General features: G+C 45.1%; 17 protein-coding genes. 11 read left to right on the top strand and 6 right to left on the bottom strand.

All coding sequences use genetic code 11. From position 1 onward, the window contains the following. The coding region (gene iscB / locus QT992_RS31750; protein WP_333378555.1) for an RNA-guided endonuclease IscB at positions 1 to 913 on the bottom strand (913 nt) is incomplete at its 3' end. Between the two features lie 240 nt (positions 914 to 1,153). Further along, positions 1,154 to 2,296: a serine/threonine-protein kinase gene (locus QT992_RS31745; RefSeq protein WP_333339294.1), complete on the bottom strand. Its 1,143-nt coding sequence runs from the start codon at positions 2,294 to 2,296 to the stop codon at positions 1,154 to 1,156. A 132-nt stretch (positions 2,297 to 2,428) separates the two neighbouring features. On the opposite strand from QT992_RS31745, the gene QT992_RS31740 reads away from it, so the two are divergent. Next, positions 2,429 to 2,971 (top strand): hypothetical protein, encoded by a 543-nt coding sequence (locus tag QT992_RS31740; protein WP_333339291.1) that lies wholly within the window; start codon positions 2,429 to 2,431, stop codon positions 2,969 to 2,971. Between the two features lie 375 nt (positions 2,972 to 3,346). On the opposite strand, the gene QT992_RS31735 is transcribed toward QT992_RS31740, so the two are convergent. Beyond that, the gene (locus tag QT992_RS31735) at positions 3,347 to 4,033 is read right to left on the bottom strand and encodes a uracil-DNA glycosylase (RefSeq protein WP_333309059.1); all 687 of its coding nucleotides are present in this window, start codon (positions 4,031 to 4,033) and stop codon (positions 3,347 to 3,349) included. Positions 4,034 to 4,202: 169 nt separating this feature from the next. Here QT992_RS31735 and QT992_RS31730 point away from each other — a divergent pair, with 169 nt between their 5' ends. Together QT992_RS31730 and QT992_RS31725 are read left to right on the top strand one after the other, a co-directional pair. Next, positions 4,203 to 4,874: a phosphoribosyltransferase family protein gene (locus tag QT992_RS31730; protein ID WP_333339287.1), complete on the top strand. Its 672-nt coding sequence runs from the start codon at positions 4,203 to 4,205 to the stop codon at positions 4,872 to 4,874. Positions 4,875 to 4,916: 42 nt separating this feature from the next. Then, positions 4,917 to 5,222: a hypothetical protein gene (locus QT992_RS31725; RefSeq protein ID WP_333339284.1), complete on the top strand. Its 306-nt coding sequence runs from the start codon at positions 4,917 to 4,919 to the stop codon at positions 5,220 to 5,222. A 291-nt stretch (positions 5,223 to 5,513) separates the two neighbouring features. Here the strand turns inward: QT992_RS31725 and QT992_RS31720 are convergent, their stop codons facing one another. Both QT992_RS31720 and QT992_RS31715 read right to left on the bottom strand, forming a co-directional pair. After that, positions 5,514 to 5,891 carry a VOC family protein gene (locus QT992_RS31720; RefSeq protein ID WP_333339281.1) on the bottom strand — a complete coding sequence of 126 codons (378 nt, stop codon included), beginning with the start codon at positions 5,889 to 5,891 and terminating at the stop codon, positions 5,514 to 5,516. Positions 5,892 to 5,953: 62 nt separating this feature from the next. Beyond that, the gene (locus QT992_RS31715) at positions 5,954 to 6,574 is read right to left on the bottom strand and encodes a histidine phosphatase family protein (RefSeq protein ID WP_333314451.1); all 621 of its coding nucleotides are present in this window, start codon (positions 6,572 to 6,574) and stop codon (positions 5,954 to 5,956) included. A gap of 55 nt (positions 6,575 to 6,629) precedes the next feature. Between QT992_RS31715 and QT992_RS31710 the strand changes: the two genes are divergently transcribed. Beyond that, a complete protein-coding gene (locus QT992_RS31710; protein WP_333314450.1) occupies positions 6,630 to 7,097 on the top strand; it encodes a hypothetical protein in 468 nt (155 codons plus the stop codon). 148 nt (positions 7,098 to 7,245) lie between these two features. Here the strand turns inward: QT992_RS31710 and QT992_RS31705 are convergent, their stop codons facing one another. Beyond that, entirely contained in the window at positions 7,246 to 7,572 is a 327-nt protein-coding gene (locus QT992_RS31705) for a hypothetical protein (protein ID WP_333314449.1), read from the bottom strand. A 154-nt stretch (positions 7,573 to 7,726) separates the two neighbouring features. Between QT992_RS31705 and QT992_RS31700 the strand changes: the two genes are divergently transcribed. From QT992_RS31700 to QT992_RS31670, 7 genes are all read left to right on the top strand, one after another. After that, entirely contained in the window at positions 7,727 to 8,005 is a 279-nt protein-coding gene (locus QT992_RS31700; protein ID WP_333314447.1) for a hypothetical protein, read from the top strand. 38 nt (positions 8,006 to 8,043) lie between these two features. Beyond that, positions 8,044 to 8,325: a hypothetical protein gene (locus QT992_RS31695; protein ID WP_190740781.1), complete on the top strand. Its 282-nt coding sequence runs from the start codon at positions 8,044 to 8,046 to the stop codon at positions 8,323 to 8,325. Positions 8,326 to 8,543: 218 nt separating this feature from the next. Continuing rightward, complete coding sequence (locus QT992_RS31690; protein WP_333206190.1) at positions 8,544 to 9,371, top strand: PHP domain-containing protein; 828 nt, start codon at positions 8,544 to 8,546, stop codon at positions 9,369 to 9,371. A 42-nt stretch (positions 9,372 to 9,413) separates the two neighbouring features. Continuing rightward, entirely contained in the window at positions 9,414 to 9,536 is a 123-nt protein-coding gene (locus QT992_RS31685; protein ID WP_333378553.1) for a hypothetical protein, read from the top strand. A gap of 217 nt (positions 9,537 to 9,753) precedes the next feature. Next, positions 9,754 to 9,963 (top strand): CsbD family protein, encoded by a 210-nt coding sequence (locus QT992_RS31680; RefSeq protein ID WP_333314444.1) that lies wholly within the window; start codon positions 9,754 to 9,756, stop codon positions 9,961 to 9,963. Between the two features lie 158 nt (positions 9,964 to 10,121). Further along, positions 10,122 to 10,841: a hypothetical protein gene (locus QT992_RS31675; protein WP_333314442.1), complete on the top strand. Its 720-nt coding sequence runs from the start codon at positions 10,122 to 10,124 to the stop codon at positions 10,839 to 10,841. Between the two features lie 208 nt (positions 10,842 to 11,049). Continuing rightward, positions 11,050 to 12,324: a hypothetical protein gene (locus QT992_RS31670; RefSeq protein WP_333314440.1), complete on the top strand. Its 1,275-nt coding sequence runs from the start codon at positions 11,050 to 11,052 to the stop codon at positions 12,322 to 12,324. Positions 12,325 to 12,443 lie beyond the last annotated feature (119 nt).

Genomic DNA, 12,443 nt, shown 5'->3' with positions numbered 1-12,443 from the left:
GTAGCTGCAAACGAGTGCGATTGAATTTTGTCAAGCCGCCACTACCAGTAGAAACTGGTAAACCAGTCATACGGAGTCGATTAAATAACGCCCAACGAGTCGAATTAACGGCTGCTGCGTCTTTTAAGGGACGTTGTGCTTGAGATAGAATCCGCTTCAAAATCTCTGGTTTTTTAGATAAGAATTGCTCAATATCTTGAGTGCCTTTCTTTTTGTTGCAAGCATCGCAAGCAAGGCAAAGATTGGAAATGCGGTCGGAACCTCCTTTAGCTTTGGGATGAATGTGTTCAACTTGTAGCGGTACATTAGTTACACCACAGTAAGCGCACTTCCTGTCCCATTTGTTGAGCAAATACTCGCGGATCTCGTAGCCATGTAAAACGCCTTGTTGATACTCGATTCCAGAGATTTCTGGGTTTTCTAGTTGTTGCAAATCAAATCTAACAAGCTCTTGAGCTATAAAAGCAATAGGAGCGACTTTCATCAATCTAGTTACCCAAGTCAAGGTTGTTTCGACACGATGTTGCAAACTTGGAGCCAGCCACCCTTTCGGGCGATTTCTGTTTAGAAATCTAGCTGGACGATAGCGGGTATGGCGATTTCTTCTGCCTCTACGCAATGAACGGCGAGATTCCAGACTGGCTTTGATAGTTTGACCTCGGTGGGTTAGTTCTGCACCAAAGATTACTTTATCTCCTTGCACTAATGCGATTCCAGTAGTTTTTGAGCCAGGATCTATTTTGAGAGTGATTGGTTTTTGTGGTACTGTTACCTCTACTTTCAAAATTAGCGTGAATGGATACCTTTTAAAGACGGCAGCTTTGCCATTGTTTAGCAATTTACGTGCCAATCCTGGGCGGATTGGGTTGAGCTGTCGTTTGTGGATATCAACTACAAAAACGAAATTAGACATTTAATGTCCTCCATTGCTGGGTAAAGTTCGCTTCGAGAATGTTTTATGAGCTTGTTATGCCAAAAGCACTGGTTTAACCCCGTTAATCCTGTTTAACTTTTGGCGATAGAGCGGAAAACTAGCGTCGCATTCTCCGGTATCATGACTCTAAAAACGTAGGTCTAATCCTGTCTCTGGTAAGGTTCGGGCTTTCTTCTTGCACCGCTCGGAACGAGCCGGACTTCCCAAAAGCCCCCGCTTTTAAGCGTGGGGTTCCTTACTGCTTCCTCCCAGACTTTGATAAATGCGCTTTTGCACACTAAAGCCGAAGCGCCCATTACTGTATTTTACCCAAAGTTGGTCAATCATTAGCAAGTCTTCGCAGGGAAATGTTTCAATCGTTGCTATATCGTGCAATTTTTCATTCGCCAGCCCAGCCACCTTCAACATAATGCTCACCGTTTGGCTATCCGCCTCTCGCCACTTTCCTGCTGCTAATAAATTTTGCAATTTTATATAATCGCTCGCAGAAACCAACTCTACCTCATTAGCAACGAATTTAGGCATTACTAAATTAGTTGCCTGTTTAGGCATCACTAAATTCAACCATTTCTGCACCGACAGGGGGCGATTTTGCGGTTCCAACTCCATCCCCTTCATAATCGCTGCATTCACCCGATCGCTAATTTGATAATTATGCTGTTTCGGCGGAATCAAAGGCACATTTTGCTTCCTAAATTGCGACGGAAACGGCAACTCACCTGTCAGCATCACATACAGCGTCGCCGCCAAAGAATAAACATCCGTATAAGCACCAATTTCCGCTCGTCTTTCCAACAATTCCAGAGGTGCAAAACACTCAGTCCCGGAATTACTATTAGTCCTTAACTTTCCCGGTGTCGTCGCCTGTCGCGCCAAACCAAAATCAATCAAAACTGCCTCAAAACCCCGCTTTCTTAGCATAATGTTTTGAGGTTTCACATCAAGATGAGTCAAATTTCGCTGGTGAATAAAAGTCAGAGCATTTCCCACTTGTTGAATAATTGGCAAAGCTTTCTCTTCCGACAAAATGCCGTTATCTTCCAGATGTCCAGCTAAATCAATCCCGTCGATTAATTCCATCACCATACACCATAAATCGCCCTCTGGAAACACCTCATAAACTTCGACAACATGAGGATGATGGCATCTAGCCAAACACAGCGCCTCATTCATAAACTTGCCTTGGCGCTTGGCAAAATCTGCCTTTCCTTGTTGGATAGCATTCAGAGTTTTAATCGCAACTAACTTACCTGCTTTGCGATTTTTAGCGCGGTAGGTGACACCGAAACCGCCACCGCCGAGGATTTCTTCTATTAAGTATTTACCTTCGTGTAGCTGCTGTCCCTGTCCCCAGTGCTGCATATCGCTGTATTATCGTGTGTAGATACAGGATATTGTAGCAGATGAGCCTTGCTTTGACAATTGGCGGACTAAGATCGATGAGGAGTATTTTGGCGGTTGAATGTATTTCTCATAAGTAGGATTGTGGCTGCGATGGTTGGAATTCCAACTCTGGCGATTAATTTTGGGACAAATCATGCTCACAGTATAAATGCAAGCCGGTATGATTTGTTAGCCCGATCGCCCTGTCCGGCTGATTTAGAAACTTTGGTCGATCGTCTGTTGCAAGATTTGCCGAGTTATGCTAATCGCGTAATTGTGCGATCGCACTTTTCTCGTAACACTAACACACCGCCCGGTTACGCGCTGCCTCAAATAATTTTAGCGGGCCGCCCGGAGTTTGAACCGTTACCTTTAAATTTTGAAGATGCGCTTCCTGAAAATGCCAGTCAAGTTTTTATTACTACTTTGGAACGGCAGTATCGCGGGGGAGAACGAGTCGAAATTCAGCAATATCATTGGTTGTTTTTAACTAAAACGGAAAACGGTTGGGAATTGGCAAAACTTGTTTCTCGGTTTGGTAATGCGGCTGATATTCGTCCTTTATTAAGTCAAGATAGTGAAAGCGAAATTGCTGAGGCTATTCGTTTGTGGTTGCGCGATTGTCAGGCAAAAAATAAGTTGTCTCGCAACTAAATTGTATTTTTTGGGAGGGCGAGACGCCCAACCCCTACTCCCCACATGAAATAATTGTGATTGTGGAACAGGCATCTTGCCTGTTCCTGACAGAAAATAATTTTATTGTGGAACAGGCATCTTGCGGGCAGGCGAGACGCCCAACCCCTAATCCCCACATGAAATAATTTTTATTGTGGAACAGGCATCTTGCCTGTTCCTGAGAGAAAATAATTTTATTGTGGAACAGGCATCTTGCCTGTTCCTGACAGAGGTATCAGAAAATCCACGAATTTTCGGTTGAGCTATTTACCGTGGGGGGGGTTTACGAGATTATCTGTTTTAGGCAATTATTGTTCGTGAAACCCGCCCATACAAAGCACAAACAAAAAAATATTATAATTGCTCTTTGAATTCATCCAGTTTAGCCTTGATAGCCTGCATATCTTGCCACATATACCATTTCGGAGTCTCCGGTTCACGGGAGGGATTTCGCAACAAGTACGACGGGTGAAAAATTGGCATACACAAACGATTTTCCCATTCAATCCATTGACCTCGGATTTTACTAATGGGTCGCTTGTCGCTTAGCAAACCTTTGAGGGCGGTTGCACCAGTTAATAAAATAATTTTGGGGTCTAAGATGCGGATTTGTTCGAGCAAGTATGGTTTGCAAGCTTCGATTTCTTTGGCTGTCGGAGGGCGGTTGTTGGGAGGGCGACATTTGATGACGTTGGCAATGAATACGTCGGTTTCTGCACTCAATCCCACGGATTCTAAAATCTTATCTAACAGTTTGCCCGATCGCCCGACGAAGGGCAATCCGGTTTCATCTTCGTTTTGTCCGGGCGCTTCTCCCACAATCAAAATTGAGGCTTGAGGATTGCCGCGCCCGATGACGGCGTGAGTGCGGCTGTTGCCCAATTCGCAGCGGTAGCAGCGGTTGCAGTGCTCGCCGATTTGTTCCATATTTTGATAAGTGCCGGGAGGAATGGGAATTTTGGCATTTGCTGGTATTGAGTCTGTTTGGAAAGTGGCACTTTGATTGTTGTCAAAAAGGCTGAGTTGCAAGTCGCTGGACATAAATTTTACAATTAGGGAGATATTTTGGAGTCTAGAGTTTATAGTTTAGATCGGGTTTGGTGATTTGAGATTGGCTAGAAGCTTGTATGTGATGCTGTCGATCGCACTTTTCTCAAATTAACACTGGCACAATCTCCAATTGTTTGGTTGAGCTCGTACAGGCAAAAATATGTTCTCTAACCCGTTTTTTGACGATCGCGCCGATGCAGGCGAAAAACTGGCCGAGGCAGTTGTGGGCGAGCTCGGCAAGTTGGATTTAACCGCACAGGAGGCTGTTAAACCGATTGTTTACGCCTTGCCGCGCGGGGGTTTGCCCGTTGCTGTGCCGATTGCGCGCCGCTTGGGCTGTCCTTTGGATGTGGTTGTCGCTAAGAAAATTACTCGCCCAGATAATTTAGAATTGGCGATCGGGGCTGCAACTGCTGACGGTCATGTCCTCTGGGAAAAGCAAAAGCTGCAGAATTGGCGCTTGCAAAAATCAGCATTGCCGGTGGCTCAAAATAATGCTCAATCTCTGCTGGTAGATTTGTCTCCGGGACGCCCAAATATCAGCGCAGCGGGGGCTTTGGCGATTTTGGTAGATGACGGCATTGCTACAGGGATGACGATGGCTGTGGCGGCTAAGGCTTTGCAGTCGCAGCAACCGCTGGCTTTGTGGATTTGCGCGCCTGTGGCCCCGGCAGATTTGATGGGATTTTTGGCCCAGATGGGCGATAAGTTGATCGTCCTGAAGACTCCTCAACCTTTTTACAGTGTCAGCCGCTTTTACGGGCAATTTCCGCAGGTTGAGACGGCGGAGGCTTTAAGGTGTTTGCAGCAACAAACTGAATGGCGATCGTAGGTTAAGCTAGAAGGCTAAATCTAAAAGCTCGATCGCTAAAACATGAGACCTTGGCAATATTGGTTGGACACTTTGATTCTGTCTACTCAGCACAATCCGCCTCGCTTTGTTGAGTTGGTAATGTTGACTTTGGCGATGATTTTGCTGGGGCTGTGGAGTGTAACATTGCAGTGGCAGTATTTAACGCTGTCTTTGAGTTATATAATTGGTTCGTCTTTTTCAATTTTGGTGCGGGAATCCATCGGGCCGCGGCCTCAATTTCAGCTAACTCATCTGACAGCCTTGCTGTTATTAATTATCAGTTTTTATAGTTTTGCTGAACTGATTAGACAGTTAAGGCCGTTTTGAGTTGTAAAGGCTGGTTTTACAATGTGATTGCGAAGGTGGTGAAGCAATTGCATAACTTATATAGCAATCCTCAGCGGGTTGTGAACTAGATGTTTTTTTGAACTGAGATGTTGCACCATTCTCAATTACTTGTTTAGGAACAGGCAAGATGCCTGTTCCACAAGAAAATTCACTCTTTGTGGAACAGGCATCTTGCCTGTTCTTGAGAATGGTGCAAGATGTGAGTTTGAACGAACCGCGAAGACGCTAAGGAAGAGAAGATCGAGAGTTCACAAATCATTAGCCATTATCCTAGATTCGCATGGGTTGATGTAAAATTATGCGGTTCCCGGCAGGATCGAAGGCATAGATTTCTAGACCGTGAGAAGCTTTGATAATTTCTCCGCTGGGCGGATATCCTAAAGCCCAAATTCGGGCGATCGCAGTTTCGATATCGCTGACTTCCAGACACAAACTCATGCCTGTTTTTGCTCGATTTGCAAATTCCGATTTGTGGGAATCTTTGGGTTTGAATATGCCGAGTCTTAAGCCGGGGAGTTGAAATTCAGCATAAGTATTGGGAATGTAAGGGTTTGGTTCTATGTCGAGAAATTTTGTGTAAAATTTAACGAGAACTTCCTTATCAAGGTCGGCTAAAGTCACTATGGCGGCGCTGTATTGGAAACTCATATAAATTGTAATTGGGAATTAGTAAGGGGGAATTGGTAATATTATTATAACTTTCTCTATCTTTAAAATCCTCCAATTCGTCCGACTATTTGGATTTTACCTTGTGGAGATCCTTTGAGAATCACAGCTTCGCCACTTTGCGGTACAATATCAGTGATCGCGGTAATATTTACTTGATGAGTTACCATAATAATTGCGCCTTTAGTGTTGCGGTTATCCACAATTAATTTGCGAATTGTCGCTGTTTGTCTGGCTTCTTTGCTGCTGTCGCTAAAGAACGAGTTCAACGCTGGTAACGGTTCGACTTTGCCTAAATTTATCAGTTTTGCTGTTTCCAAACACCTACACCACTGACTCGATAAAACTCTGGCAACTTTGATGTTGCGGTTGCGAAATTCGGCTCCAATTTGCTTGGCTTGGGTTTGTCCCTGTGCTGATAAATTGCGCTGGGTGGAACAGTCGCCCAACTTAAAGTTAGCAGGATCTCCCGTACCTGGGGCGATCGCGTGTCGCATTGCTACCACCAACCCCGTCTCCCCCCGCTGCAACAATTGCCACCCTGCTTGAGTTTGCGCGTTGGTTGCGGCGTCAGAACTTGCAGTTGCAGTAATTAAGCCGATCGACAATACTAAAGCTAGCGATCCGAAAAACCATTTCCAGTGGAGGTAAATCCGCGCAGCCATTGGTGCAGAAGTTAGGAATTAACTTATCATATTATAATACAACAAATATTGCTCTATGGAACTCACCAATTTTATTGCTCTGTCTGTCATTATTGCCCTCGTGCTGGGGATTGGGTTGGGAACAATGACTTGGGCTTACTTCGGCAAGGGCAGCATTTCTGTACTTTTTAAAGAACCAATTTTAACTTACCCAGAATTCCCAGATACCGACAGCGGCAGTAAAGCTTCCGTTTATTTTCAACAAGGAATTGAAGCTTATCAGTCGGGAAAGTACCGCAAAGCCAAAGATAAATTTACCAGCGCTTTAGAACAAGTTTCAACTTTGGCAGAAGCTTACCACAATCGCGCCTTGGCTTTTGCAAATTTGCGATCGGATGACGAGGCTGTTGCAGATTTGATCCGTGCCAGCGAATTATACCAACAGCAGGAGGCTGGATTGGCGATCGACACAATTAAACAAAATCTTGCCGCCTTGAAGCAGCGGAAATTAGAACGAGAAAAACAAAAAGCAGTAGCGACCTAAATAATTATATTCGGCCCGTGGAACTCTACCCACACCTAGAGTTTTGGTCTGAAAAACCCGGTTTCTTTAATGTGGTTGGGAGAAACCGGGTTTGTTAACAGAATTTTTATGATAGTTGAAAATCAAGATTTAACCTTCTCCCGCTCAACTAAATTTTTCGGGCATCTTCTATTTTGTCGATTTGAGAAATCATCATTTCTCGGCTAGGTGCCACAACTCGATAATTAGTAATTGGATCGTAAGCTTCCCACTCTTGAGTCACTTCGCTGTCTTGCCACAAAAACCATTCCCGGTAAATTTCGCCGTCATCAATGTCGCCGCACAAGGGAAGCCAATCATCTCCTCCCAAGCTCTCAAAATCTCCTCCTACTAAGTCAATCCAAGCTGCAAGGATACAAGAGTCACTAGCATTATTATTAACAGCAACGGTGTTAGATTCAATAGAAGTTTCTGGAAAACAAAGTGTGGATTTCATAAGCTGTACCTGAATGTTATGTTATTAATTTATAAAAAAATCCTCTACGGCAGTGACAGCAGAATGCCGCTATCTCAACCTCCACAGTTCCCACCTCGAAAAACCTTGACACCCAAAGCGCTCAAATGCCTCTGCTGTAAGACTTGAGACCGCTTTGAGTCAAGTCGCTACAGAGGCTAAATTGAGCCACTTTGCCAACTGGCATACAAGAAAGCCCGATCGACCAAATATTGCTGGCGAAGGAGCTCGCGCATTAAGGAGCAAAGACAGCGCGACTGCCAATTGTATACTGGGTAAGTTGGCGAGTTTCAGTACAGTTTTTGTGGTAAAATTAGCAGTAACCGGACTTTCGTACCGACAGCCTGGTCTTGTCAAAAGCTTTCCAACGAGCTTTCCAATCGTGGTGCGATCGCCAGTTTTGATTTATTGTTAATTTTGCCAAGTCCCGATCGACTGTTAGGGAAAAAAATTATGCAAGCAACCAACCAAGAAGGAATTATCAATCTGACAATCCACTATACCAACGGCAAACAGCAACACTTCCAGTTCATTGCGCCAGAGGGAACAGTAGGAGAGCAAGCAACTTTAGGCACTCGCCTGCACAAAATGTTGACAGCAGACCCGGTAATTCTCGAATTGGCAGATAAACTGGTAGTTATCCCAGTTCACAACATACAAAGTATTGAAATATCGCCGGTTCCTCCCAAATTGCCAGAGGGTGTCCTTTACCCAATGCGAGAAATTAAGAAATAGCTAAGGTATTCTGAATCTAAATTCTACTGAAAAGGCGGGCAAGATGCCCACCCCACGCAAGCTTTTAATAAACAGAAATGTCCCAATTAAAGGCGCGACAACTTATTACAGCTAACAGATAGAAATTACCCAAACACTTGTCGATCGCAGGGACGATAGATGTCGCGTGAGTGAGGGGAATAATTGCAGATTTCGCCGACTTTAACTTACCAGAAAAAATGCTAGAACTCCACTGTCACACTACTTATTCCGACGGCACTCTCACCCCTGCCGAACTCGTAGCCGCGGCGGCGTCCTCGGGGGTTCGCGCCTTGGCCGTCACGGATCACGATACGATGTCGGGTTGGGATGAAGCCTTCGCCGCTGCTGCTTTGCACGGTATCGAAATAGTCCCCGGACTCGAACTCAGCACCGTTCACAACGGCCGTTCCCTGCACATTTTAGGTTTTTATCCCGATGCAAATAAGTTGCGTGTTCCTTTGAACGATCGCCTGGAAGGACGGTTTCGCCGATCGCAGGAAATGGTCGAAAAATTAGCAGCAATGGGATACGCGATCGAACTGCCAAAAACATCCCCAGGAATGGCACCGGGACGGCCTCACATTGCCTCTGCACTTGTAAAAGCGGGTCACGCCAAATCATCGCGGGAAGCATTCGATCGCTGGCTGGGAGATGACGGCCCGGCTTATGTGCATTACGAGAAATTCTCGATCGTCGAAGGCATTGATTTACTGAAGAGTTGCGGCGCAGTACCAGTTTGGGCTCACCCTTATTTATTTCGCGGCGGCGCTGTTGAGGAAGTCTTAAAAGAATTAGTAGATGCGGGTTTAATGGGAGTTGAAGTATACCATCCCACCCATAGTTCTAGCCAAATCCAAAAGTTGAAAGATTTGTGTCTTCATTACGGTTTGCTGGCAACTGGTGGCAGCGATTATCACGGCCCCGATCCTGAAAGGAAAGCAGCAGATAGCACCCAATTGAATATGCTGCATTTGCCGTTAGAATTACTGGAACCGATTAAAGTTGCTGCGGCGAGTTTGAAATAGTTTTTTAGGACGAATTTTGCACCATTTTCAAGAACGGGCAAGATGCCCGTTCCACAAAAGATAAATTTTCTTGTGGAACAGGCATCTTGCCTGTTCATAAAAGCCGTTCCACAAAAGATAAATTTTCTTGTGGAACAGGCATCTTGCCTGTTCATAAAAGCCTAATTTAGAAGGGTGCAATATCTAAGTTATGACTAATTTTGCGGAGGTATACAGTTGTAAAAAAAAAATCCTTGAATTTTTGAGTGACGTGTTTGCCGGAAGTAAATCATCAGAATAAGACCGATGTCAAGCAGAATATAAATTAATATGAAGTTAAAGGCAATTGCAGGGGAGTTAATTTTACAATGTTACTATAGCAACTTGCCAAACGGAGCTTATTATGAGTACAGAAGACAGAGCGAAGGCGATCGGCAAAAATTTAGAAGGCAAAGCTCAGGAAATTTTCGGTAGTATCACGGGCAACAGAAAAGACCAGGTTGAAGGCAAAGCCAAACAAGCCGAAGCTGCCGCCCGCCACGCAGCAGAAGATGCTAAAAATGCGGTGAAAAATCTGGCAGATAAAGCCAAAAGGTCGATCGACAAATTGTAGAGACCGCCCTACCAAATCCTGGCGAATAGAATTCGCTTCCTATCAAATCCTGTGCTATCAATAGGATTTGATAGGTTTAATCTGATTTATTTTTGGAATTTGCAGAAAACTGGGTGACTCCTGCGACATCTCTTCAAAAGCGCACTGGAGAAGTCCCTATGATGATTGATTTTACAACAGAAACCGAGAAAGTTTGGTACAAGTCTCCTGCGATTGTAGCTGCTGTGGGTGCAAGCTCGATCGCCCTTGCAGCTTTCATTTACCCAGAACTCGCCACTCAACCCATCGTACACTACCGCGCTGACGATAACTCGTCCTCTGCCGAGCGCTACACCTTACAGCGACAAACCCACTGTCAACTCAGCAGCCAACATTACAAACCCGGAGATACCGCTGTTAGCATTCCGTTTGCCGATCGGGCCGTAGTCACCAAAACCATCTCCATTGCCAACAGTTTAACCCTAATGGGGGAATGTCAACACAATGGGCGATCGCTCACCAACAAACAACCCGGAACTTCTCTAGTTGCCTTGTTGGAACGCGGGAAAACTGCAATTGAAGAACAGCAGAAAACTAACAAACATCCGGGGGTATTCACCATTGTAGCAAATGATTTTGAGCCTCGTCAAGGGGAAAGAGGCATCGATTTTAGTCGAGTCAAAACCCTAGTTGAAGGCATCGAAAAACAGGGAGTAGTTATCTCTTTTATCGTGCCCCAAGGTCAATTATACGAAGACTTGAGTAAGCAATTGAGCGGCAAAGCGAGTATTTGTGTTTTAGACGAAGGCAAAGATGAAGATGCAGTTAGGCGATCGATGAGTCCTTGTATTGATGCAGCCTTTGCCAAAGCGCGAAAAATGACTGCGAAGTCAAATTAATTCGGTTCGTAGTAAGGAGTTCAGTCCTTCTTCTGAGGACTCAAGTCCTCACTACGAGCCAGAGATTTCCTGTGTCTACAACAACTACCAAAGCACTTCCGTTAAATCCGTTAAATCCGTTGCCGAACTTCCCTCTTTCAGAATTCTGCCTAAATCTTCAAACTGTAACGACACTATCTTATCAAGCTCAAAAATCGAGGTAAAACCAATGACTTCTACCAATCATAACCACAATTCGGCCGCCAGCATCGTAGCATGGCAATACCTACACCAAGAATTAACAGCCCTACTCCCAGAACAAATCAAATCCCAAATGAGTCAGCGGGAAAAACGATACGCAGAAGGAGAAAAAGCCAAAACACGAATTAACGACTTAACCCCTTTAGCAAAGCGCCACCCCAACCCGGAAACCAAGAAAATAGTCAATATTTTGGTAGGGTTAATCAGTGCGATTACCTTCAGTGCGGGAGCGCGAATATTGACTTCCGGCATGGGAAGTTTGAGCATTCCAGCAAGTTTGTTCATCGGCGGGGCTGCGGGGGTGGTGGCGGATAAAAAAGTGATGAAAGTCATGGAACATTCTCGCAAGAAAAACGGCACTCAGCAAGCATTGAAGGATATCCAAAAACAAAAACAAGCTCATCCCCCCAAAAATGAATTTGGCGCACTTTATTACGAAGCTCAAACCGCCTTAGTGCTACAAGTAGAAGGTCAATTTTTGGAGAAACTACCCTTCAGCGATGTCGGTTTAGCCGTAGGATTGAGCGGCACGGAGTATGCGATGTCTCTGGGGATTGTCATTGGGTTGGGATTGCCGGGGGGAATTGTCTTAAATGCGATCGCAGCTAGTTTGCCCGTGGTAATGTTATGGGGAGCCGCCTCCCTGCAAAATGATGCCTTTGAAATGCCGGGACACGCCCGCTCATTAATTGGGCAATACGAAGATAGTCTCCCTAAAGAAATCACCGAATTGGAGGCAAATCAGATTGCCGGAATAGACGAAGAAGTTGCTCTGAAACAGCGAGAACTCGCCTATGAGCAAGCCTTAAACCTGCGTCGCGAAAAATTTGTCAGCGAAGGCGATACCAGCGGGCGTTTGAAGAATTGGGACATGGTAGAAGCGGACTTTCAAATCGGCTGGTATTTGACCGAAAAGCATCAAATCGAAAAAGAGCAGGATGAGAAACGGGAACAGCGGTACTTTAAGTTTAAAGAGGATGTTGCTCAAGTTGCCGAACAGTATGAACCGCCCGCTGGTACTTATTCGCCGGAACAAGTGGCTCAGTTAAAAATTGAATGGATGCAAGCCCAAGAAGAACAATTGAAGGAAAGTTTCGCCCATGACATTCAGTGGTTGAATCACAAATACGGTAACAAAATCAAGCATTACGAGGAGGAAATCGCCGCCGCAGAACGACGGTATGCGGAAGCTGAATCTCGGTGGCGGGAAGAACGGTATTCTGAAAAAGTACGCGCGAATTAATTCCCATAGCGAGTACCGAAAGGGCTCCGGCGAATTCATCCCCTAGGGCGTCGGTTCAGTATTAGGAGTTGACAAAAAAAGGAATTTATGAAATTAGCCAGTGCATGAGTTCGACTCTA

The sequence above is a fragment of the Microcoleus sp. T3_D1 genome, from assembly GCF_036700405.1.
GTDB lineage: Bacteria > Cyanobacteriota > Cyanobacteriia > Cyanobacteriales > Microcoleaceae > Microcoleus.
This window is presented reverse-complemented; position numbering and strand designations above follow the sequence as displayed.

Coding starts and splice junctions, on each gene's coding strand:
- QT992_RS31715 (WP_333314451.1), bottom strand. CDS start 6,574: ATGGCTGCGCGGATTTACCTCCACTGGAAATGGTTTTTCGGATCGCTA.
- QT992_RS31675 (WP_333314442.1), top strand. CDS start 10,122: ATGATGATTGATTTTACAACAGAAACCGAGAAAGTTTGGTACAAGTCT.
- QT992_RS31680 (WP_333314444.1), top strand. CDS start 9,754: ATGAGTACAGAAGACAGAGCGAAGGCGATCGGCAAAAATTTAGAAGGC.
- QT992_RS31725 (WP_333339284.1), top strand. CDS start 4,917: ATGAGACCTTGGCAATATTGGTTGGACACTTTGATTCTGTCTACTCAG.
- QT992_RS31695 (WP_190740781.1), top strand. CDS start 8,044: ATGCAAGCAACCAACCAAGAAGGAATTATCAATCTGACAATCCACTAT.
- QT992_RS31710 (WP_333314450.1), top strand. CDS start 6,630: ATGGAACTCACCAATTTTATTGCTCTGTCTGTCATTATTGCCCTCGTG.
- QT992_RS31735 (WP_333309059.1), bottom strand. CDS start 4,033: ATGTCCAGCGACTTGCAACTCAGCCTTTTTGACAACAATCAAAGTGCC.
- QT992_RS31740 (WP_333339291.1), top strand. CDS start 2,429: ATGGTTGGAATTCCAACTCTGGCGATTAATTTTGGGACAAATCATGCT.
- QT992_RS31670 (WP_333314440.1), top strand. CDS start 11,050: ATGACTTCTACCAATCATAACCACAATTCGGCCGCCAGCATCGTAGCA.
- QT992_RS31720 (WP_333339281.1), bottom strand. CDS start 5,891: ATGAGTTTCCAATACAGCGCCGCCATAGTGACTTTAGCCGACCTTGAT.
- QT992_RS31745 (WP_333339294.1), bottom strand. CDS start 2,296: ATGCAGCACTGGGGACAGGGACAGCAGCTACACGAAGGTAAATACTTA.
- QT992_RS31690 (WP_333206190.1), top strand. CDS start 8,544: ATGCTAGAACTCCACTGTCACACTACTTATTCCGACGGCACTCTCACC.
- QT992_RS31685 (WP_333378553.1), top strand. CDS start 9,414: ATGCCCGTTCCACAAAAGATAAATTTTCTTGTGGAACAGGCATCTTGC.
- QT992_RS31730 (WP_333339287.1), top strand. CDS start 4,203: ATGTTCTCTAACCCGTTTTTTGACGATCGCGCCGATGCAGGCGAAAAA.
- QT992_RS31705 (WP_333314449.1), bottom strand. CDS start 7,572: ATGAAATCCACACTTTGTTTTCCAGAAACTTCTATTGAATCTAACACC.